The following is a 20,509-nucleotide window of genomic DNA, read 5'->3' as shown; positions in this document are numbered from 1 at the left end:
GGCGACAAGGACTTACTGTTGCGGTATCATCGGGCCATGCACATCGTACTCATTACCGGCATCTCCGGCTCGGGCAAATCGGTTGCCCTGAACGTCCTCGAAGACGCGGGCTACTACTGCGTCGACAACCTGCCGCCGGCCCTGCTGCCGCACCTGGTCAAGACCGTCGACGCCCAGCAGACCGCCAAGCTGGCGGTGGCGGTCGATGCGCGCAGCGCCGAGTCGCTGGTCGAATTGCCGATCAACATCCGTGCGCTGAAAGAAGAAGGCCACGAGCTCAAGGTCATGTTCCTGACCTCGAGCACCCATTCGCTGGTCGCGCGCTTTTCCGAAACGCGCCGCAGCCACCCGCTGTCGCACCAGCTGCGGCCCGGCGAAAACCCGGCCTCGCGCCGTACCCTGATCGAATGCATCGCCGAGGAGCGCGAGCGCCTGGCGCCGATCGAGCAACTGGGCCACGTGATCGACACCTCGGAAGCCTCGGCGAATAAACTGCGCGCCTGGATCAAGGAGCTGGCGGAAGTGAAACACGCGCCGCTGACCCTGTTCTTCGAATCCTTCGCCTTCAAGGTCGGCGTGCCGCTCGACGCCGATTTCGTGTTCGACGTGCGTGCCATCCCGAATCCCTACTACGACCTGTCACTGCGCCCGCTGACCGGCAAGGACGCCCCGGTGATCGCCTTCCTCGACGCCCAGCCGAGCGCCGCCGAGATGCTGGAAGACATCCGCAAGTTCGTCGAAAAGTGGCTGCCGTCGTTCAAGACCGACAACCGCAGCTACCTGACGGTGGCCGTCGGCTGCACCGGCGGGCAGCATCGCTCGGTGTACATGGCCGAGCGCCTGGCCGCGTATTTCGGCGAGACCGAGCGCGTGGTGTTAAGGCATCGCGAGCAGTCGTAAGCGTGCTTCGGTGGCATGTCAGGAGCACTCGCGCGACGAAAGTGGCAAAAGGCTCTTCTCAGCATTGAGTTCGATATCGTAGGGGTTCAGGAAAACTGGACCCACTCTTCTATCACTCTTCGCCCAATTCTCCCCCGCCGTATAGCGTATGGCCAGCGCCAAGTCCCAGGTAACGGTCAGCCACGTCTGATTGGTCAGCAGACGCCAGGCCGTATTGCTATAGCTGCTGTCCAGCCACATCTCTAAACAGTTGTATCGCAACACTCCCGCCCGATCACGCACATAGAAAGCGATACGACGCTTGCTGTCCACGCTTTTTTCGCTATACTACGACTTGTACGATCTACTGTACAAGTTTTGATCGATACTGCTGCTACCCATACTGACGACAACACTTACGCTGACACCTACGACTACGAACTGACTACAACGCTTACTACGACATCGGCGATTACGACTACTACGACTACTACGACTACTAAGCAGTATTGATGCAATGGAGTGCCACATGAGAATCATCAACTTTTCCGATGCTCGCAACAGTCTTCGGACTGTTATCGACCAAGTGGTGGAAGATGCCGATGTGACCGTCATTTCGCGCCGCGATGCGCCTGATGCAGTAGTCATGTCTTTCGATCACTACAGCAGCCTCATGGAGACTGTTCACTTGTTGAGTTCGCCGAGCAACGCGGCTCACCTTGCGAAGTCACTAGCTCAGGCCCGCGCAGGTCAAGCGCAGCATCGGGAGTTAATCGAAACCCCTGAAGCCGAGGATCCGCAACATGCGCAACCTGAAGTTCACGGATGAAGCCTGGAACAGCTACATCTATTGGCAAACACAAGACAAGAAGACGCTGAAGCGCATTAACGATCTGATTAAAGATTCCCAGAGGGACCCCTTCCGGGGAATCGGGAAACCCGAGCCCTTGAAGCACAGCCTGAGTGGCTGCTGGTCGAGGCGAATCGATGAGACAAACCGTTTGGTTTACACCGTCATCGATGAGGAGTTAGTCATCATTTCGTGCCGCTATCACTACTAATGACAAGGGGAGCGACAACGCTCCCCTTTTTCTTTACTGTGTTCCGTCTTCAACGAGCTCGCTTGCCAACTTCCTGAGCCTGCGCATAAGGTCGACCGCTCAACTCAATCCAAGTGCCGCAGCGGATGCGCATGCGCCGGCCATACCGGCTCGAAAAAGCGCCCCACCATCTCCGGCGTCACCTCCTCCAGCGTGGCCGGATTCCACTGCGGCGCATTGTCCTTGTCGATCACCAACGCGCGCACGCCCTCCAGGACTTCGCCGTGCTCGAAATTGCGGCGTACCAGCGAGCGTTCCATGCGCAGGCAGTCGGCGACATCCATCGCGGCGCCGCGCACCAGCATCTCGCGGGTCACGCACATCATCAGCGGCGAGCGCTGGCGCATCGCGGCCAAAGCCTTCTGGGCGAACGGGTTTTCGTCGCGCGAGAGCGATGCCATGATCGCGGCAACGGACGCCGCGCCGAAGTGGGCGTCGATCGCGGCGCGCTGGGCCTGTAGTTGGCTGGGCCCCACTTCACTCGCGAAGCCGGCCGCGAATCCACGGATTGCGTCGACCAGTTGCGCGCCGGGCGTCGACGCGATCAAGGCCGTCAACGCGCCCAGCTGAGCGCCGGGGACGTGCACGTCCGCCAGGCCGACATACAAGGCATCCGCAGCGCCGATGGTCAGGCCGGTGAGACCGAGGTAGTTGCCCAGCTGGCCAGGCGCATGCGACAGGAAATGGCTGCCGCCGACGTCCGGGAACAGGCCGATGTTCACTTCCGGCATGGCCATCTTGGTGCGGTCGGTCACGATGCGCAGTCCGGTGTCCGGGCCGCCCTGGGCGATGCCCATGCCGCCGCCCATCACGACGCCGTCCATGACCGAGATATAAGGCTTCGGATAGAAGTGAATCAGGTGATTCAGGGCGTATTCTTCGGTGAAGAAATCCTCGAGCAGCGCGCTACCGCCCATCGGCGTGGCGTGGCCGGCTTCGTGGAAGAAGCGGATGTCGCCGCCCGCGCACAGGGCTTTTTCGCTGCTGCTGGTGATCACGACCGCGTCGACCCTGCTGTCGTCGCGCCAGGCCAGCAGCACCTCGGTCAGGCGCCGCACCATGTCGAGCGATAACGAGTTCAATGCTTTCGGACGGTCGAGGGTGATCGTGCCGGTGCCGTTGGCAACGCGGGTCAGGACGAAGTCGGTCATGGTCGGTCCGTGGTAGAAAAAACACGCATTCTACCGAAGGACGAGACAACTGGGGTATTGACGGCGCGGCAAGAAATGAACATGCCGGAAATGAAAAGGGCGCCATGGGCGCCCTCGTTCAGACGGTGCTTGCCGGCCTGTCAGGCGACGGCTGCCTCTCCGCCTTCAGGGCGGCGCTTGAGCGCCTCGTGACTATGATTCTGCAGGATGGTTTTGTATTTCATCACCTGCCGATCCAGCCTGTCCATCAACAGGTCGATCGCCGCGTACAGGTCTTGCGCAACGCTTTCCACGTGCACGGTCTTGCCGGACATGCGCACATTAATCTCGGCTTTCTGCCTTTTGTCTTTTTCGGTGAGATTGTCGATCGCGAGGATCACGTGGGAGTCGATCACTTGATCGAAATGGCGGGTAATGCGTTCGAGCTTGTTCTGTACGTATTCACGGATGGCGGGGGTTACGTCGAGGTGGTGACCGCTGATGGTGAGATTCATACACACTCCTTTGAAGATGTGGCGGCTGCCGCGCCGCGCCACAAGGAAGCGCGAGGGTGCCGCCGTTACAAGGATTTGCGGAGACTAACGGGAGGAATTTTCAGTGCTTCACGGTACTTGGCAACCGTGCGGCGTGCGATGACCATTCCTTGTTCACCGAGCATTTCCGCGATCTTGCTATCGGATAATGGGTTCTTGGGGTCTTCTGCTCCTGTCAGTTGCGCGATGAGAGCCCGGATCGCCGTCGAAGACGCTTCGCCCCCCGCTTCGGTGGCGACGTGGCTTCCGAAGAAATACTTCAACTCAAACATGCCGTGCGGGGTCAGCATGAATTTCTGAGTTGTGACACGAGAAATTGTGCTCTCGTGTAGTCCTAGTGTATCAGCTATCTCACGAAGCACAAGGGGCCGCATGGCAACCGCGCCATGGCTGAAAAAGTTCCGCTGACGCTCAACGATTGCCTGCGATACACGCAGGATCGTGTCGAAGCGCTGGCGCATGTTCTTGATCAGCCACTTCGCTTCCTGCAGCTGCGCGCTCATCTGGCTTTCGCCCTTGCCCTGCTTGAGCAGGGCCGCGTACATGTTGTTCACGCGCAGGCGCGGCATCACGTCCTGGTTCAGCATCACGCCCCAGCCGTTCTTCGTTTTCCGGACAATTACGTCCGGAACCACGTAGTCCGAGGTGCTCGAGGCGAAGGCCGCGCCGGGATGCGGATTGCACTGGCGGATCACAGCCTGGGCTTCGCGCAGGTCTTCGTCGTCGCAGTCGAGCGCCTTTTTCAGTTTGTTGAATTCGCGCTGCGCGAACCAGGTGAGATATCCCTCGACGATCTTGAGGGCCATGCGCCGCGTCACCAGCGGCACGCCAGGCATGGCGCGGATCTGCAGCGCCAGGCATTCGGCGGCGCTGCGCGCACCCACGCCCACCGGATCGAGGCTTTGCACCAGCGCCAGCGCGCAGCGCAGCTCGTCCATCTCGACCTCGAGCTCCTCGGGCAGGCGCGCGTGGATCTCATCCAACTGCTCTTCCAGGTAGCCGTTGTCGTCGATGGCGTCGATCACCAGTTCGGCCAGCGCGCGGTCGCGCATGCCCAGTCCCGTCACCCGCACCTGTTCCGACAGGTGCTCGCGCAGCGTGACGCCGGCCGCTTCCAGCTGCGGGCGGCCATCCTCGTCCTCGCCGTTGCCGGCGCCACGTCCGGGTTCGCCCCAGTCGCCATCGCCGCGGTCGGCATCGCGCTCGCCATCGGCGCCCGCGGCGTCGAAACCGTCCACCGCTTCGCCGTTCGCGGCCCCCTCTTCCGCGCCGGGCGCGGCCGGCGCCTCGCCGCTGCCGGGCGCACTGTTGATGGCGCCGTCGGCGAGCAGGCGCACCGAGTGGTCGAGCGGATCGTCGAGCCGTTCGAGCAAGGGATTGTCGGACAGGATCTGTTCGATTTCCTGGTGCAGTTCCAGCGTCGACAACTGCAGCAGGCGGATCGATTGCTGAAGCTGCGGGGTGAGCGCCAGGTGCTGCGAAGTCCGGAGTTGCAGGGATTGTTTCATCGCTTGTTGCTGCCAGGTTGTCGCTTCGTGATTGCTACGATTGCTACATGCGGAAGTGCTCGCCCAGGTAGACGCGGCGCACCGATTCGTCGGCGATGATGTCGTCAGGGCGGCCCGAGGCCAGCACGGCGCCCTGGTTGATGATGTAGGCGCGGTCGCAGATGCCGAGCGTCTCGCGTACGTTGTGGTCGGTGATCAGGACGCCGATGCCGCGCTCCTTCAGGAAGCGCACGATGCGCTGGATCTCGATCACCGCGATCGGGTCGACCCCGGCGAAGGGTTCGTCGAGCAGCACGAAGCGCGGATTGGTGGCCAGCGCGCGCGCGATCTCGACGCGGCGGCGCTCGCCGCCCGACAGCGACAGCGCCGGGTTCTCGCGCAGCTTCTCGATCTGGAGTTCGGCCAGCAGCGAATCGAGGCGCTCGTTGATCGCGTCCTTCGAGAGCGGCTTGCCGTCGTCGTTGCGCTGCAGCTCCAGCACGGCGCGGATGTTGTCCTCGACGGTGAGCTTGCGGAACACCGAAGCTTCCTGCGGCAGGTAGGACAGGCCCAGCACCGCGCGCCGGTGGATCGGCAGGCTGGAGATGTCGGTGCCGTTGATCTCGATCGACCCGGCGTCCGACGGCACCAGGCCGACGATCATGTAGAAGGACGTGGTCTTGCCGGCGCCGTTCGGGCCGAGCAGGCCGACGACTTCGCCGCAGCCCACTTCCAGCGACACGTCGCGCACCACCAGGCGCTTGCCGTAACTTTTCTGCAGCCCCCGGACCACCAGGGTGCTGCTCGTGCTTGCATCTTTCATGTTTACTTTCCTGCGGGTGCTGCCGCTGGCGCCGGTCCGGTGCGGCGCGGCGCGATGATCAGGGTGCCGCGGCCGCCGCCGACCTTGCTTTCGCCGCTCGCGTCGTTGCGCACGGCGGCCACTTCGCGGCGGTTGTCGTAGGAGATGTAGGCGCCGTTCAGTTCATTGGTCAGGCGGCCGTTTTCCAGTTCCTTGACGACGGCTTTCGAGAACAGCTTCACCAGTTCCTGGCGCTCGTCGTACTCGATGCGCTCGGCCTGGCCCTCGACCCACATGTCGCCGGCGCCGTCGCGCTTCTGGCGGAAGGTCGCGACGCGTCCGGGGCCCGAGGTCAGGGTGACGCTCATGTAGCCTTCCGGCGTTTCCTTGACCAGCGCGCGGTCCGACTTCATGGTGAGCGTGCCGCGCGTGAGGACCACGTTACCGGTCAGGATGCGGGTCTGGGTCACCTCGTCGATGTCGAGCGAATCGAAGTTGACGACAGCCTGCTTGAGCGAGTCGGCGCGTTCGGCCGAAGCGGACAGCGACAGCAGCGTGAGGACGGCGGCAGCGAGGATTTTTTTCATGTTGGGTGCTCGTTCCTTGTGTTGTGTAGGTCAGCGCTGGCGCGGCGGATAGACGATCTGGCCGCGGCCGAGTTGCAGCTTCTGGGTCGGGTTCTCGGCCACCAGGCCGACGCTGTTCACGGTCGACGCGCCGAGCTCCATCCGCACCGGACGGTCGGTCTTGACGATCTCCTCGTCGGCCAGCACGGTCAGCGCACTGGTGCGCGCGCGCATCCCTTCCGATGCCGGCGTGGCCGGGCGCACGATGTCGACGTTGTCGATCAGCTCGATCCGGTTTTCCTGGTGGTGGATCTGGGCGCGGTCGGCGTGCATGGTCATGCGCGGACGCCCCGGCGCCATGCTCTCGACCACCGGCTTGCTCACCTCCGAGACATCGTTCAGCGGATGATGGGCCAGGCGCTCGCCCGACAGCAGGTAGCGCGGCTGGCCGCTCTCGGTCATGCGCACCACGCTGAAATTCTCGACGATGTAGTCGGGCTCGTTCCCGGCATTGCCGAGATTGTCCGCGTCTTCCGATTGCAGGGCCTGCAGCAGCCAGAAGCTGCCGAAAGCGAAGAACACGGCCGTGAGCATCAGCGCCAGCAGCTTCCAGCGGTGCGAGGTCCGGCGGTTGACGAGGGTCGCCATGGCTCGTTACCCGAAGTACGGCGCCAGCGCCTGTTCGTAGGTGCCCTGGGCGCGCATCACCATGTCGCACACTTCGCGCACGGCGCCGCGCCCGCCCGGCGCCTTGGTCACGTAATGGGCGCGGTACTGCACGTCCGGGTGGCCAGTGGGCACGGTGACGGCGAAGCCGACCCTGGTCAGCAAGGGCAGGTCGATCACGTCGTCGCCGATGTAGCCGCACTCCTCGGCCGTCACGCCGGTCTGCGCCAGCAGCTCGGCAAAGGCGACGCGCTTGTCGTGGAAGCCCTGCCAGACGTGGTTGATGCCCAGGTCCCTGGCGCGGGCGTTGACGATCGGCGACTTGCGCGCGCTGATGATGGCGGTCTGCACGCCGGTCTTCTGCAGCAGCTGGATGCCCAGGCCGTCGAGGACGAAGAAGGTCTTGGTGACCTCGCCGTCCGGTCCGTAGGTCAGGCTGCCGTCGGTCAGGATGCCGTCGACGTCGAAGATCATCACTTTCACGCGCGCGGCGCGCTGCATGTGTTCCAGTGCGGTGATCACGCTACTCATCAGATTACCTTTGCGCGGGTCAGGTCGTGGATGTGCAGGGCGCCGACCAGCTTGCCGTCCAGGTCGACCACCAGCATCTGGTTGATGCGGAATTCTTCCATGATCGCCACCGCGTCGACCGCCAGCTGCTCGGGATGCACGGTGCGCGGGTCCAGGTGCATGACGTCGCGAATGCTGATGTTCGAGAAGTCCTGCACGCGCTCGATCAGGCGGCGCAAGTCGCCGTCGGTGAACACGCCGATCGGGCGCCGGTCCGCATCGACCACGGCGGTCATGCCCATGCCCTTCTGGCTCACTTCCAGCAGGGCCCGCGCCAGCGGCGTCTCGGGCGTGACCGACGGCACCGCCTCGCCGCTGCGCATCACGTCGCGCACGTGGGTCAGCAGGCGCCGGCCAAGGGCGCCGCCCGGGTGCGAGCGCGCGAAGTCTTCCTCGCGGAAGCCGCGCGCGTCGAGCAGCGCCACGGCCAGGGCGTCGCCCAGGGCCAGGGTGACGGTGGTGCTGGCGGTCGGCGCCAGGTTCATCGGGCAGGCTTCCTTGGATACCGAGATGTCGAGGTGCACGTCGGACAACAGCGCCAGGCGCGATTGGGGCTTGCCGGTCATCGCGATCAGGGGCGTGCCCATGCGCTTGACGACCGGGAGGATATCCATCAGTTCCGACGATTCGCCGGAGTTCGAGATCGCGATGAACACGTCCTGGGCGGTGACCATGCCCAGGTCGCCGTGGGCGGCTTCGCCCGGATGCACGAACATCGCCGGGGTGCCGGTCGAGGCCAGGGTGGCGGCGATCTTGCGCGCGATATGGCCGGACTTGCCCATGCCCGAGACCACGACGCGGCCGGTGCAGGCGTACAGCGTGGCCACCGCGCGCACGATGGAATCGTCCACGCCGAGGCGGTCGTGCAAGGCCTTGACCGCGTCGGCTTCGATCGCGAGGGTCTCGCGCGCCAGTTCCATCACGCGGCGGGACTGGTTCTCGTCAAAACTGTTCTGCATTGTTTTTTCATCGGTTACACTCATCCCGGAAGTATAAACGAATTGCGAAAGCAAAAAACTTGCCAGACGTATTAAACAACGCTCACTGCGAACGCTCACTGCGCGTAAAAGAAACGAACGAATGGCATCCGGACTCGAACTGACTCTTCTCCTGCTCGGCAGTGCGGTGCTGGGCGTGGTCGCCTTCCGCAGCCTGCACCTGCCGCCGATGCTGGGCTACCTGGCCGTCGGTGTGCTGATCGGCCCGCACGCGCTGGGCCTGGCCTCGGATACCGCCTCCACCCACGCGCTGGCCGAATTCGGCGTCGTGTTCCTGATGTTCTCGATCGGGCTGGAATTCTCGCTGGCCCAGCTGCGCGCCATGCGCCGCATCGTGTTCGGCCTCGGGCTGGCCCAGGTGGTGCTGACCATCGTCGCCGCGGTCGCCGGGGCGCTGCTGCTGTCGATGTGGATCCCGGCCCTGAAGGTGAGCTGGCAGGCCGCGTTCGCGCTCGGCGGGGCGCTCGCCATGTCCTCCACCGCCATCGTGGTGAAACTGCTCACCGAGCGGCTGGAGCTGGAAAGCGAACACGGACGGCGCATCATCGGCATCCTGCTGTTCCAGGACCTGGCCGTGGTGCCGCTGCTGATCCTGATTCCCTCCCTGGCGCGCGATCCCGAAGACCTGGCCGTGACCCTGGCCTGGGCCGCCGTGAAGGCGGCCGCGGTGCTGGCGCTGCTGCTGTTCTTCGGCCAGAAGCTGATGCGCAACTGGTTCACCCTGGTCGCCAAGCGCCGCTCGCAGGAGCTGTTCATGCTCAACCTGCTGCTGGTGACGCTGGGCGCGGCCTGGATCACCGAGCGCGCCGGCCTGTCGCTGGCGCTGGGGGCGTTTGTCGCCGGCATGCTCATTTCCGAAACCCAGTTCAAGCACCAGGTCGAAGAAGACATCAAGCCCTTCCGCGACGTGCTGCTCGGCCTGTTCTTCATCACCATCGGCATGCTGCTCAACCTGCGCATGGTGCTCGAGCACTGGTGGCTGGTGCTGCTGTTATTGGTGGTGCCGGTGCTGCTGAAGTTCGCGCTGATCGCGCTGCTGGCGAAAGCCTTCGGCTCCACCGATGGCGTCTCGATGCGCACCGGCCTGGCCCTGGCGCAGGCCGGCGAATTCGGTTTCGTGCTGCTCAACCTGGCCTCCGGCTCGAAGCTGATCGATCCCTTCCTGATGCAGCTGGTGCTGGCCTCGATGGTGCTGTCGATGCTGGTCGCGCCTTTTGTCATCGCCAAGTCGGACCGGATCGTGATGAAGATCGCGGCCAACGAATGGATGATGCAGTCGCTGCAGCTGACGCAACTGGCCAGCCGCACGATGGCCGCGCAACAGCACGTGATCATCGCCGGCTTCGGGCGCAGCGGCCAGAGCGTGGCGACCTTGCTGTCGGACGAGAAGCTGCCCTGGCATGCGCTCGACCTCGACCCCGAGCGGGTGCAGGAAGCGCAGGCGGCCGGCTCGAACGTCTCGTATGGCGACGCCGGCCGGCGCGAAGCCCTGATCGCGGCCGGCATCAACCGCGCCAGCGCCTTGGTGATCACCTTTGCCGACACCCGCGCGGCGCTGAAGGTGCTGCACCTGGTGCACGAGCTGGCGCCGACGCTGCCGGTGATCGTGCGCAGCCACGACGACAGCGACCTGGAGGTCCTGCGCCAGGCCGGCGCCACCGAGGTGGTGCCGGAAGCGCTGGAAAGCAGCCTGATGCTGGCGTCGCACGCGCTGGTGGTGGTCGGGGTGCCGCTGCGGCGCGTGGTGCACCGCGTGCAGAGCGCGCGCGACGAGCGCTACGCCGCCCTGCGCGGCTACTTCCACGGCGCCAACGACATCAGCGACGACTCCGAACACATGTACGTGCGCCTGCATTCGGTGGTGCTGCGCGAGGACGCGCAGGCGGTCGGGCGCCGCCTCGACGAACTCGGGCTGGACGAACTGGGAGCCGAGGTGACCGGCATCCGGCGCGCGCGCATGCGGGTGGAGCCGGAGGACGGGACGGTGCTGCGCGCGGCCGACGTGGTGGTCTTGCGCGGCTCGGCCGATGCGGTGACGCGGGCCGAAGGGCGTTTGCTGTAGGGTCAGGAACCCAGCGATTCCCAGCTCGGCAGCTTATATTTCTTCTTGCTCCAGGCGTAGACGCCGGCCATCGCCAGGCCATAGCAAAGGCCGCAGATCACGGCGCCCAGCAACGCCATGGCGGGATGGGTTCCGTCCGTGCGCCAGCGGAAGATCCACATGACGATAGCCCAGAGGGGAGCGAACCAGACCGCATGAACGAAGGCCGTGCGCCAGAACGATTCGAAATGCAGCGGGCGCACCTGCATGCCGAGCTTGCGGAACAGGCGCAATTGGACCGGTTCAGAGGTGTGCTGGGGAATGCCGTGCCGGTTAAGGACGGCAATGGCGCGCTGGCGGCGCTCGTCGAAAGTCATGTTGATTCTCGGTAACTGATCGACACGATGTTAGCACGAGTCGTGGTGCGCAAATGACCGAAAAGGTGGGGACAAGTCCCCACCCTACGTTACTTGCGGATGCCGCCATCCGTAGGGTGGGCTCTTGAGCCCACGCGGTCGTACTGCTCCAAGCCGCAAAGCAAACTGCATGGATAACCGATGGGCAGCCGGTTTCGTTCGCTGCGCGTTAATGAGCGACAGGCATACCGGGTACCGCGTGGGCACGAGTGTCCACCCTATGTGAAAGAATATTTCACTAGCAGCAAGCTGATGAAATTTTATTTCAGCCTGCCAGCACCACCCGGTTGCGCCCCGCTTCCTTCGCCTGGTACAGCGCGCTATCGGCCTGCGCCACCAGTTGCTGGGCCACGTTCTCGATCGGCTGCTCGCGGGTGGCGTCGTCGAGCGTGGCGACGCCGATCGACACCGACACTTCCAGGAACTGGCCGTCCGCCAGGTCGACCGGAAGGCGCGCCACGCCGGCGCGGATGCGGTCGGCCACGATGGCGGCGGCCGGCAGGTCGGCGTCGACCAGCAGCACCACGAATTCTTCGCCGCCGAAGCGCGCCAGCGCGTCCGACAGGCGCAGCTCGTTCTTGATGCGGCCGGCCACTTCGCGCAGCACCTCGTCGCCGGCCTGGTGGCCGACCCTGTCGTTCACCTGCTTGAAATGATCGACGTCGATGAACATGACGGAAATCCGGCCGCCCTGGCGCCGCGCGCGCGCGATTTCTTCCAGCAGGCGGCGGTCGATGTAGCGGCGGTTGTAGACGCCCGTCAACGCATCGGTCAGGCCGATGTACTTGAGCATCTCGTTGCTGATCACGTTCTCGAGGCAGATCGCGATGATCGAGGCCATGTGCTCGATGAAATCGGTCGCCATGGCCGGCGTGAAGCGGCGGGAATCGCGGCTGCCCAGGTTCAGGCTGCCGATCAGGCGCTTGTTGCGCAGCAGCGGCACCAGCGCCACGCTCTTCAGGCCGGCGGGCGCGTGCGGGAACCGCGGGCCGTGCGCGGCCGCGTCAAAACCGCCCAGGCGCGGGTGCGGCTTGCTGCCGTCGGCCGTCTCGAAGCCGAGTTCGACCGCGTGCTCGCAGAACAGCAGGTCGGGCAGCGGTTCGAAGTCCACGCCCAGCTTGTGCATGACGGTGTAGATATCGGCGTCGGCGTCGACCAGCGACAGGGTCACCGCGTCGAGTTCGGAAATGACCGGCAGCATGCGGAAGATGGTGCCGACCAGCTCCTGGAAGGTCGAGGCGCCGACGATCTCGAGGTCGAACGCCTGGTGCCGGCACATGATGTCGTGGTTGCGCTGGGCCTGGTCGATCAGGTAAGCCATGTGCGCGCGCAGGGCTTCGTTTTCGGCAATCAGGTCGCGCGACGTCGCGTCCGGCTGGTGCATGACATTCCTTTCAGCAATACCCGTTACCTTACGCGATACGGCCCGGCTTGGGAACGAAAACAGGGCTTTCCCGGCCAGGAGGCGCCCTTGACGCTGCCTTAAAACGACAAAGCGATGTCCAGCTCCTGGCCAACCCGCAGCACGCCGCCGGCGCCCTCGAACACGATGCAGTTCATGCCGACGCAGACCGCGCCGTCGAGTATGGCCTTGGCGCGCCAGGATTGCAGGATGTCGAGCGGATCGGGGCCGGGGATGCCGGTGGCCTGGTCGACCGCGGGAATCGGGCAGCGCGCGCAGGGTTTTACCGGCTTGAGCACGACGTCGCCGGCGCGCAGCGATTCGGTGTAGTCCTCCTCGAACGGATCGGTGCCCGCGACCACCAAGTTCGGGCGGAAGCGGTCCATCGGCAGCGCCTCGCGGCCGGCGGCGCGCATGCGCGCGTTGATCTCGTCGAGCGCGGCGGCGCCGATCAGGAGCAGCGGATAGGCGTCGGCGAAGCGGGCGCTGGATGGTGCGCCGGCGGTCCACTTCGTGCTCGTCGGGCGCTCGAGCCCGGGGCGGAAGCGCACCAGGCGGCAGGCGCCTTGCACGGCATCGCGGAACCAGGCAGCAGCGGCATCGCCGCAATCGCCGGCCTCGACTTCGTCGTCCCAGATCCGCACGCGAAGAAGGGGTGCGCCCGCATCCAGCGCCAGCGGCAGGCGCAGCGGCGGCATGCCGGGCGCCGTCACGACCAGGGCGTCGTTCTCGATCCGCGGCCGGATGGTCGCCATGCGCGGGTATTCGCGCTGCGTCAGGAACTGGCCCTCCCCGTCCACCAGCATCCATTCGCGGTCGTGCACGCCCCGGGCGCACAGCCCGGAGACGGTGGCCTGCGCCTCCTCGACCGCGATGCCGGCGCAGGATTTGATGGGGTAGACGATGAGCTGGGAAAGGATGGGCATCGGCGTTCGGACGGAGAAAACGCCAGAGTATGGCAGCAAAACGCCGCCATCCCAAGCCCCACCGCCCCCGGCATGCACGACGCATGTACTACGGCATGTCAACAAGCTGCAACGGTCATCGCTGACATTTCCCGGTGACGGCACGCCCATCTGAAGGGATAATGGACAATTGTTGCCCAAGATTAACATTTAACGCGCAGGACGCAGATCAGCCCAGGAGTACCCACCATGCAAGCCGACCGATTCACCGATCTGATGTCATTCTGGCGCGACGTTGAAGCCCTCAGTCCACAAGCCATCCCGAAGATCACGCCGCAAACCGGGCCCGAGCCGGTACGCGACTGGCATCCCGGCGGCTTGCCCGCCTGGCTCGACGCCGGCTTTCGCAAGCGGCCGATCGCGGCCGAGAAGGCCTGGCGTCACAGCGTGTACGCCGCCAACTACGACAGGGCGCGCTTCATCGACCTGCTCGAAGCGCAACTGGGCCGTCAACCCGACGTGTTCGAAGAACGCCTCAGCGGCAGCTCGGCCGTGTTCTTCCTGGCTTTCGACGAGCACGGGCGTCCACTGGTCGATACCCTGATGATCAGCATGGCGGCCTGGGCCTTCGGCATCGTCGTTGCGCGCGGCCTCGATGCCCTGGCCGCGGACGACGCCTGCGACGTCGAAGGCCTGCGCTCTCCCATCTCCCCAGCGGCCGGCTTTCCCTCGAACAGCGGCTTTCCCGGCTTCGACCGCCAGCTCGACCGCCTGCGCGAGGAACTCGCGTGGCGCCTCGGCGAACTGCCGGAAGAGCAGCCGGTGGACGAGGCCTGGTTCGCCGACTTCGTTGCCCTGCTGCTCGACAAGCTGCGCCTGCGGCCGCTGGTCGGCGCCACGCCTTCGCACCGGATCCGCTCGGTCCAGGTGAAACGTCCCAAGCCCGACGCCGCCGAACCCAAGCCGAAATCCGAGGACGATTTCCTGAATTCCTTCTTCATCCAGGACCTGAACCGGGTGAAGGACGGCGGCGTCGCGCGGGCGCAGGCCGGCCTGCTGCGTTACCTGGACGGCGCTGCCGAGCGCCGCCGGACCGACGTGCGCCAGGACCGCGAGCACGCCCTCGCCCTGCTGCATCCGTCGAACTTCCCGCAGGGCTGCTGGCCGGCCGAGCATCCGCTGGTCTGGAGCCAGCAGGTGGCGATCAACGCCATGTGGCGCGAACTCGGCAGTTCCGGCCTGTTCGCGGTGAATGGCCCGCCCGGCACCGGCAAGACCACCTTGCTGCGCGACGTCGTCGCAGCCATCGTCGTCGAGCGTGCCCGCGTGCTGGCCAGCCACGGCAGCGAACTGCTCGGCAGCAAGCGCAGCCTGCAGGTGGGGAGCCGGAACATCGACTATTACCCGCTCGACGCCAGGCTGGCGGGCTTCTCGATCGTCGTCGCATCGAGCAACAACGGCGCGGTGGAAAACGTCTCGCTCGAGCTGCCGCGGGAAGCCGCCATCGCCCCGGCCTGGCGCGCCGAGGTCGACGTGTATGCGGACCTGGCCGGCGCCCTGCTGCGCGAGCCGGCCTGGGGCCTGGTCGCCGCGCGCCTGGGCAACAAGAGCAACCGTTCGGATTTCGTGCACCGCTTCTGGTGGCAGAAAAGCGAGGCGGGCAAGAAGCCGGCCGGGCTGCGCGAACGTCTCGACGCCATCCGCCAGAACAAGGCGATGCCCGCCCTGGCCTGGCCTGAGGCCTGTGCCCGCTTCGAGGAAGCATTGGCCGCCGAGCAGGCCTGGCGCGACAAGCTGGCCGCCTGGGCCGAGCTGCCCGTCCTGCTGCGCCAGCTGGCCCGCGACGAGCAAGCCGCCGCGGCCGCATGCGACGAAACGGCCGACGCCCAGCGCGCGCTCCAGCACACGCTGGACGACGTGGCCGAGCAGTTCGCCGAGGCCCGGCGCGAAGCGCAGCGTTGCGACACCCTGGTCGCCGGCCTGACGGCGCAGCGGCCCGGCATCCTGGAATGGCTGTCGACGTTCGGGCGTGCCCAGCGCGAGTGGCGCGCCGACCTGCGCGGCGCCATGGCCAGGATGGAAACGGCGCAGCAGCAGGAAAGCGCCCTGCGCGGCCAGCAGGCGCGGCACATGAAGTCGCTGTCGGCGCTGAACGCCCGGCTCGACGGGCTGTGCGCACAGCGCGCGACCCTCAGCGCCCGCCTGGCGCGCGAAGAAAGCGCAGTGGCCGCGGTGCGCCAGGAACTCGGCGCCTGCTGGCCCGATCCCGGCCTGGACGACCACGACCAGGAACGTTCGAGCCCCTGGGCCCATCCGGCATGGCGCGCCGCGCGCATCCGCGTCTTCACCGCGGCCATGAACCTGCACCGCGCCTTTGTGGAAAACAATACCTACAAGATGCAGGCGAACCTCTCGCTGGCGATGGACGCATTGGGCGGCGCGGTTCCCGATCCGCAGGCGAAAGCGCAGGGCCTCGACAGCCTGGCCCTGCTCTGCCCCGTCATCTCGACGACCTTCGCCTCGACCGCTTCGCTGTTCGCCGGCCTCGGTCCGGACAGCATCGGCTGGCTGCTGATCGATGAAGCCGGCCAGGCACCGCCACAGGCCGCCGCCGGGGCGCTCTGGCGCGCGCGCCGCATCGTCGCGGTGGGCGACCCCTTGCAGCTCGAGCCGGTCGTTACCCTGCCGCGCACCATCGAATGCGCGCTGGCTGCCCATCACGGCGCAGTGCCGGCGCACCTGCACGCCTCGCGCACCTCGGTCCAGGTGCTGGCCGACCAGGCCACGCCGGTGGGCACCGTGATCGGGCGCGGCGACGACGCCATCTGGGTCGGCGCGCCGCTGCGCGTGCACCGGCGCTGCGACAACCCGATGTTCGCGATCTCGAACGCGATCGCCTACGACAAGCTGATGGTGCACCAGAAGAAGCCGTCCACCCTCGGCTGGCCGGCAAGCGGCTGGATCGACGTGCCGCAGACGGGCAATGACGGCAACTGGATTCCGGCCGAGGGCGAGGCCCTGGCCGGCCTGCTCGACATGCTGCTCAACCGGGAAGGCGTGGCGGCGCAGGACATTTTCCTGCTGTCGCCGTTCCGCGACGTGGTGCGCGAGCTGCACACGATCGGCAAACGCTGGGGACTCGATGCCGGTCGCATCGGGACGGTCCACACGGCCCAGGGGAAGGAAGCGGGGGCGGTGATCATCGTCACCGGCGGCGGCACGCCGGGTGCGCGCGACTGGGCGGCGTCGAAGCCGAACCTGCTCAACGTGGCCGTGAGCAGGGCAAAGAGCCGGCTGTACGTGATCGGCGACCGCGGCGACCTGCAGAAGCGCCGCTACTTCGACGTACTCGGCCAGCAACTGCCGGAACTGCGCCTGGCTGCGCGCAGCGCCGGCACGCTGCGCCAGCCAGCCAACACCTGAGCCGGTGGCGAGGCAGGTGGATCAGGCCTTGGCCAGGCGCATCTGGCTCAGTTCGCCCGTCAGGTAGCCGACCGCGGAGCCGAACTTGTCCTTGTAGTTCGCGCGCAGCAGCGGATCGAGCGTGGCTTTCACATTGTTGTGGATGCTGCCCCAGTCGCCGGCGTGCTGGAAGTTGCTCATGATGTAGGTCCAGCCGTTCAGTTCATCGACCGCGTGCAGGCCGGTCGACTCGCCGCCGGCCGGGATCGACATGATGCGCGCGAGCTGTTTGGTGTCGACGTTGTAGGCCCACAGGAAGTTGTTGACGTGCTGGCCGCTGTCTTCGCCGATGAACAGGGTGCGCAGCTTTTCCGAGAATTTCAGGTTGTCCGGATTGCCGATCCTGTTCGGGTTGGCGGTATTGCCCAGGGCATCGGCGGTAATATCTTCGCCCGTGATCAGGGCCTTGATATCGACCGGCATCCACTCGCTGTTGATGGCCGCGCCGTTCACGTCCTTCTGGCCACCCTTGAGGTTCAGCGCCATCACCGCGCCGGCATTGAGCGCCTTCGGAATCGACACGCCATTGCCCGCCACGTTCAGCTTGTTCCCGGCGACCATCGAGCTCTGGCAGTTCTGCAGCGCCGAGTAGGCGATCTTGTCCCTGGCGTTGACGGTCGTGCCTTCCATCTTGGTAAAGCCCATCGACGCGCCGACCAGGGCCGCGTAGCGGTGGGTTTCGAGGAAGGCCGCGGCCTTCTCCATGCCCGGCATGAGCTTGATCCACTCGACCGCGCCGTTGGCGACCACCTGCTTGAAGGCGGCGTCCTGCGGATCGACGGTGCGCACGTCCATGATCTCAAGCGGCTTGACGGTCGCGGCCAGCTGGCGGATCTCGGCGCTGGTGGCCGAGCCGAGCTTGATCCAGCTGAGCGGCGCGGCAGCAGCGGCCGGGTCGATCGAGAAACCGGCGCCGACCTTGGCCACGTACAGCGTGCCCGACGACAGGTCCCTCTCCTTGTCGGCCACGAACACGAAATAACCGCTGTTGGTGGCGTCGTCGCCCATCAGCACGGTGCGCTGGTCCGGCATCACCTGCACCAGCTCGTGCGAGATGCGGCCCATGCAGAAGTGCTTCTTGATCGAGGCGGTGCCGTCCGGATTGACCGTCACTTCCGGCATGTGGCCGTAGTTGTAGGGATTGGCCGCGGTCTCGCTGCCGTACAGGTTGCGGCTGAAGGCCTTGAACTGGGAATCCGAGGCGGCGGTAAAGGCGTTCGGCTCGTACTCCTCGCTCGACAGGTGGGTACCCCAGGGCGACAGGCTGGCGCCGCAGGTGATCCACAGGCCTTCGACGCCGGAGGTGTCGACGTTGTGGTACTTCACCAGGCTCAATTTGCCGGTGCTCTGGTCCTGGTCCAGGGTCAGCACGGCGATCGGCGACGGCAGGCGGCCGTACATGCCGGTGACGCCGTCCTGGGCCAGCGTGGTGTACTCGAACTGCACCACCGCGAACACGGGTTTACCCTTCACGCCCGGCACGTTCGCGTTCGGCACCGACAGCAGCGAGGTGCCGTCCGGCGAATCCGAGAAGAACTGGCGCTCCTTGCCGGGCACGCTGGTATCGATGATCGGCTGGTTGCGGATGTTGTAGTAACCGCCGGCCAGGACGGTGCCGCCGGCGCCGTTCGGCACCATGTCGCCGGTGATGAAGAAGGGCTTGTACGACAGCTTGAAATCGAGCTTGCTGCTGTCGCTGAAGTTGACGGTCATGGTCGAACCGACCGTGGTGGTGGCCATCGCTGCGGCGTTTGCCAGGGTCGGCGCATCCATCGAGCTGAAGGTGACGCCCGTCAGCGTGACCGGCACGACCGGCGGGACCGGGGTCACGGCCACGGGCGAATCGTCGTGGCTGTCGCCACCGCAACCGGCCAGCAGGGAGGCGGTCGCAAAGCCGGTCAGGGGCAGCATCGGGGCGGCGCCCAGCATGCGCAGCAGGCGGCGGCGGGACAGTTCAGGGGTCGGGTTCATGCGTCGTTTCTCCATGGGTTTGGTGATCCGGCGCGGCGCAATGCAATGGCCGCGTTGATGGAGGCGCAGAATAGCGGGGGCGTATGTCACGCTCATGACAAGGACCGGGCTTGTTCTCAGGGCCAAGCACATGACGGGCGCAGTTTTTGTTGGCATAATTTGTGGTTCTTCGCGGGGAATGGGGGAAGACGGGATTGACGAACTGAGCAGGAGGTGGTGGCGGAGGTCTGATGTTGGTAGATTGATAGTCGCCAAACAAATCAGTCTGTCAAACCACCGCCATGCTCAATGCTATGCCGTCTGTCCCGTTTTGGGAAGGCCATATTGTCGATGCCGTCCACGAACAAGAGGACGGGTCGCTGTTAATCGTTCTCGATACCAGCCCTTCAAGCGAAGCTTTGTGCGGGGCATGCCGCCAGCCTTGCGCTCTGGTTCATGAGCGCCGAAGGCGTAAGGTGCGTGACCGCGACATTCTGGATAGGCGTGTCTGGCTCGATGTGCCGGTGCGGCGACTGGACTGCCATCACTGCGACGCACGGGTAGCCGAGCACATTGTTTGGCTCGACCGCCGGGCGCGCATCACGCACCGCGTGCGCCTCTGGGTGGAGGCGCTGGCACAGCTGCTTCCGATAGCCCATGTGGCCCGGTTGACCGGCCTGCACTGGCATACCATCAAGGACATCGATCATCGGCGCTTGCAGCACCTGCATGGTGGCTTCTCGGCAGAAGGCGTACGGCGCTTGGTCATGGACGAATTCGCCCTGCACAAGGGGCACCGGTACGCCACTGTCGCCCTGGATGCCGAACGAATGCGGGTGCTATGGGTGGGAGAAGGCAATAGCCGGGAAGCGATTCGGCCGTTCTTCGAGTTGCTGGGAGAGGAAGGCTGCCAGCGGATCGAAGCCGTTGCCATGGATATGAACACGGCCATGGACCTCGAAGTTCGCCAGCAATGTCCAAACGCAGAAGTCGTCTACGACCTGTTTCATGTGGTGGCGCGCTTCGGTCGCGAAGTGGTCGACCGGGTTCGTGTCGACCAGGCCAATGCCTTGCGTGCCGAACCAAAAGCCCGCCAGGTCATCAAGCGCAGTCGCTGGCTGTTACTGCGCAATCGTGACAACCTCAAGGCCGAGCAGGCCGTCAAGCTCGAAGAGCTGTTGGCTGCCAACCAGCCCTTGGCAACGGTTTACCTGCTCAAGACCGAGCTGAAGGAAATCTGGTATGCGCCATCAGTCCGGGACGGTGCCCGGCGGTGGAAAGCCTGGCTCAAGCTCGCCTTGCAAAGCCAGATCGCACCGCTGATCCAGTTTGCCAAACGCCTGGCCAAATATCGCCGCGGCATCCTGGCATCAGCCATCTATCCGATGAGCTCATCGATCCTTGAAGGCGTCAACAACCGCATCAAGGTCATCAAGCGCATGGCCTACGGTTTTCGGGACGCATCCTACTTCTTCCTGAAAATCAAGGATGCGTTCCCCGGCAAAGTGCGATGAACCTAATTTGTTGCTAACATGCAAAACATTAGCTGCCTCAGCAGCGCCACAGTTTCGTCCCACTACT

The 20,509-nt window shown here is 65.2% G+C and carries 19 protein-coding genes; 6 read left to right on the top strand and 13 right to left on the bottom strand.

Going from position 1 to position 20,509, the window contains the following annotated elements; all coding sequences use genetic code 11:
* Positions 1-36: 36 nt before the first annotated feature.
* Positions 37-900 (top strand): RNase adapter RapZ, encoded by an 864-nt coding sequence (gene rapZ, locus ACFOPH_RS21180; protein ID WP_379737153.1) that lies wholly within the window; start codon positions 37-39, stop codon positions 898-900.
* 18 nt (positions 901-918) lie between these two features.
* Here rapZ and ACFOPH_RS21175 read toward each other — a convergent pair whose 3' ends face one another.
* Complete coding sequence (locus ACFOPH_RS21175) at positions 919-1,212, bottom strand: hypothetical protein (protein WP_379737152.1); 294 nt, start codon at positions 1,210-1,212, stop codon at positions 919-921.
* Between the two features lie 196 nt (positions 1,213-1,408).
* Between ACFOPH_RS21175 and ACFOPH_RS21170 the strand changes: the two genes are divergently transcribed.
* Positions 1,409-1,708 carry a type II toxin-antitoxin system Phd/YefM family antitoxin gene (locus ACFOPH_RS21170; RefSeq protein ID WP_312551088.1) on the top strand — a complete coding sequence of 100 codons (300 nt, stop codon included), beginning with the start codon at positions 1,409-1,411 and terminating at the stop codon, positions 1,706-1,708.
* Entirely contained in the window at positions 1,683-1,940 is a 258-nt protein-coding gene (locus tag ACFOPH_RS21165; protein WP_312551086.1) for a Txe/YoeB family addiction module toxin, read from the top strand. Before ACFOPH_RS21170 ends, ACFOPH_RS21165 begins: the two co-directional genes overlap by 26 nt.
* Before the next feature lie 104 nt (positions 1,941-2,044).
* On the opposite strand, the gene ACFOPH_RS21160 is transcribed toward ACFOPH_RS21165, so the two are convergent.
* The 8 genes from ACFOPH_RS21160 to ACFOPH_RS21125 form a co-directional block, all read right to left on the bottom strand.
* Positions 2,045-3,130 (bottom strand): enoyl-CoA hydratase/isomerase family protein, encoded by a 1,086-nt coding sequence (locus tag ACFOPH_RS21160; RefSeq protein ID WP_312550891.1) that lies wholly within the window; start codon positions 3,128-3,130, stop codon positions 2,045-2,047.
* Positions 3,131-3,270: 140 nt separating this feature from the next.
* Complete coding sequence (hpf, locus tag ACFOPH_RS21155; RefSeq protein ID WP_312550893.1) at positions 3,271-3,624, bottom strand: ribosome hibernation-promoting factor, HPF/YfiA family; 354 nt, start codon at positions 3,622-3,624, stop codon at positions 3,271-3,273.
* A gap of 65 nt (positions 3,625-3,689) precedes the next feature.
* Positions 3,690-5,171 (bottom strand): RNA polymerase factor sigma-54, encoded by a 1,482-nt coding sequence (locus ACFOPH_RS21150; RefSeq protein ID WP_379737151.1) that lies wholly within the window; start codon positions 5,169-5,171, stop codon positions 3,690-3,692.
* Between the two features lie 43 nt (positions 5,172-5,214).
* A complete protein-coding gene (gene lptB / locus ACFOPH_RS21145; RefSeq protein ID WP_312550897.1) occupies positions 5,215-5,973 on the bottom strand; it encodes an LPS export ABC transporter ATP-binding protein in 759 nt (252 codons plus the stop codon).
* Positions 5,974-5,975: 2 nt separating this feature from the next.
* A complete protein-coding gene (lptA, locus tag ACFOPH_RS21140) occupies positions 5,976-6,539 on the bottom strand; it encodes a lipopolysaccharide transport periplasmic protein LptA (protein WP_379737150.1) in 564 nt (187 codons plus the stop codon).
* 30 nt (positions 6,540-6,569) lie between these two features.
* On the bottom strand, positions 6,570-7,166 hold the full coding sequence (gene lptC / locus ACFOPH_RS21135) for an LPS export ABC transporter periplasmic protein LptC (RefSeq protein ID WP_379737149.1): 597 nt from the start codon (positions 7,164-7,166) through the stop codon (positions 6,570-6,572).
* 6 nt (positions 7,167-7,172) lie between these two features.
* Positions 7,173-7,715, bottom strand: coding sequence for a KdsC family phosphatase (locus ACFOPH_RS21130; RefSeq protein WP_312550903.1), 543 nt, complete (start codon positions 7,713-7,715; stop codon positions 7,173-7,175).
* Positions 7,715-8,737, bottom strand: coding sequence for a KpsF/GutQ family sugar-phosphate isomerase (locus ACFOPH_RS21125; protein ID WP_379737148.1), 1,023 nt, complete (start codon positions 8,735-8,737; stop codon positions 7,715-7,717). Before ACFOPH_RS21125 ends, ACFOPH_RS21130 begins: the two co-directional genes overlap by 1 nt.
* A gap of 97 nt (positions 8,738-8,834) precedes the next feature.
* Here ACFOPH_RS21125 and ACFOPH_RS21120 point away from each other — a divergent pair, with 97 nt between their 5' ends.
* Entirely contained in the window at positions 8,835-10,814 is a 1,980-nt protein-coding gene (locus ACFOPH_RS21120) for a monovalent cation:proton antiporter-2 (CPA2) family protein (RefSeq protein ID WP_379737147.1), read from the top strand.
* Between the two features lie 2 nt (positions 10,815-10,816).
* Here the strand turns inward: ACFOPH_RS21120 and ACFOPH_RS21115 are convergent, their stop codons facing one another.
* From ACFOPH_RS21115 to ACFOPH_RS21105, 3 genes are all read right to left on the bottom strand, one after another.
* The gene (locus tag ACFOPH_RS21115) at positions 10,817-11,170 is read right to left on the bottom strand and encodes a DUF6404 family protein (protein ID WP_379737146.1); all 354 of its coding nucleotides are present in this window, start codon (positions 11,168-11,170) and stop codon (positions 10,817-10,819) included.
* Positions 11,171-11,474: 304 nt separating this feature from the next.
* Positions 11,475-12,593, bottom strand: a complete 1,119-nt coding sequence (locus tag ACFOPH_RS21110; protein ID WP_379737145.1) for a GGDEF domain-containing protein — start codon at positions 12,591-12,593, stop codon at positions 11,475-11,477.
* 98 nt (positions 12,594-12,691) lie between these two features.
* On the bottom strand, positions 12,692-13,537 hold the full coding sequence (locus ACFOPH_RS21105; protein WP_379737144.1) for an MOSC domain-containing protein: 846 nt from the start codon (positions 13,535-13,537) through the stop codon (positions 12,692-12,694).
* Positions 13,538-13,765: 228 nt separating this feature from the next.
* Between ACFOPH_RS21105 and ACFOPH_RS21100 the strand changes: the two genes are divergently transcribed.
* On the top strand, positions 13,766-16,939 hold the full coding sequence (locus tag ACFOPH_RS21100; protein WP_379737143.1) for a DEAD/DEAH box helicase: 3,174 nt from the start codon (positions 13,766-13,768) through the stop codon (positions 16,937-16,939).
* 21 nt (positions 16,940-16,960) lie between these two features.
* Here the strand turns inward: ACFOPH_RS21100 and ACFOPH_RS21095 are convergent, their stop codons facing one another.
* The gene (locus ACFOPH_RS21095; RefSeq protein WP_379737142.1) at positions 16,961-18,949 is read right to left on the bottom strand and encodes a PhoX family protein; all 1,989 of its coding nucleotides are present in this window, start codon (positions 18,947-18,949) and stop codon (positions 16,961-16,963) included.
* A gap of 281 nt (positions 18,950-19,230) precedes the next feature.
* On the opposite strand from ACFOPH_RS21095, the gene ACFOPH_RS21090 reads away from it, so the two are divergent.
* The gene (locus ACFOPH_RS21090; RefSeq protein ID WP_379732752.1) at positions 19,231-20,442 is read left to right on the top strand and encodes an ISL3 family transposase; all 1,212 of its coding nucleotides are present in this window, start codon (positions 19,231-19,233) and stop codon (positions 20,440-20,442) included.
* Positions 20,443-20,509 lie beyond the last annotated feature (67 nt).

This window comes from Massilia haematophila, assembly GCF_042647645.1.
Taxonomy (GTDB): Bacteria; Pseudomonadota; Gammaproteobacteria; order Burkholderiales; family Burkholderiaceae_D; genus Telluria; species Telluria haematophila.
The sequence above is the reverse complement of the archived record's forward strand: the minus strand, read 5'-3'. Positions and strand labels throughout refer to the sequence as shown.

Coding starts and splice junctions, on each gene's coding strand:
- ACFOPH_RS21125 (WP_379737148.1), bottom strand. CDS start 8,737: ATGAGTGTAACCGATGAAAAAACAATGCAGAACAGTTTTGACGAGAAC.
- hpf (WP_312550893.1), bottom strand. CDS start 3,624: ATGAATCTCACCATCAGCGGTCACCACCTCGACGTAACCCCCGCCATC.
- lptC (WP_379737149.1), bottom strand. CDS start 7,166: ATGGCGACCCTCGTCAACCGCCGGACCTCGCACCGCTGGAAGCTGCTG.
- ACFOPH_RS21090 (WP_379732752.1), top strand. CDS start 19,231: ATGCTCAATGCTATGCCGTCTGTCCCGTTTTGGGAAGGCCATATTGTC.
- rapZ (WP_379737153.1), top strand. CDS start 37: ATGCACATCGTACTCATTACCGGCATCTCCGGCTCGGGCAAATCGGTT.
- lptA (WP_379737150.1), bottom strand. CDS start 6,539: ATGAAAAAAATCCTCGCTGCCGCCGTCCTCACGCTGCTGTCGCTGTCC.
- ACFOPH_RS21130 (WP_312550903.1), bottom strand. CDS start 7,715: ATGAGTAGCGTGATCACCGCACTGGAACACATGCAGCGCGCCGCGCGC.
- ACFOPH_RS21160 (WP_312550891.1), bottom strand. CDS start 3,130: ATGACCGACTTCGTCCTGACCCGCGTTGCCAACGGCACCGGCACGATC.
- ACFOPH_RS21115 (WP_379737146.1), bottom strand. CDS start 11,170: ATGACTTTCGACGAGCGCCGCCAGCGCGCCATTGCCGTCCTTAACCGG.
- ACFOPH_RS21110 (WP_379737145.1), bottom strand. CDS start 12,593: ATGCACCAGCCGGACGCGACGTCGCGCGACCTGATTGCCGAAAACGAA.
- ACFOPH_RS21170 (WP_312551088.1), top strand. CDS start 1,409: ATGAGAATCATCAACTTTTCCGATGCTCGCAACAGTCTTCGGACTGTT.
- ACFOPH_RS21150 (WP_379737151.1), bottom strand. CDS start 5,171: ATGAAACAATCCCTGCAACTCCGGACTTCGCAGCACCTGGCGCTCACC.
- ACFOPH_RS21165 (WP_312551086.1), top strand. CDS start 1,683: ATGCGCAACCTGAAGTTCACGGATGAAGCCTGGAACAGCTACATCTAT.
- lptB (WP_312550897.1), bottom strand. CDS start 5,973: ATGAAAGATGCAAGCACGAGCAGCACCCTGGTGGTCCGGGGGCTGCAG.
- ACFOPH_RS21120 (WP_379737147.1), top strand. CDS start 8,835: ATGGCATCCGGACTCGAACTGACTCTTCTCCTGCTCGGCAGTGCGGTG.
- ACFOPH_RS21100 (WP_379737143.1), top strand. CDS start 13,766: ATGCAAGCCGACCGATTCACCGATCTGATGTCATTCTGGCGCGACGTT.
- ACFOPH_RS21095 (WP_379737142.1), bottom strand. CDS start 18,949: ATGAACCCGACCCCTGAACTGTCCCGCCGCCGCCTGCTGCGCATGCTG.
- ACFOPH_RS21105 (WP_379737144.1), bottom strand. CDS start 13,537: ATGCCCATCCTTTCCCAGCTCATCGTCTACCCCATCAAATCCTGCGCC.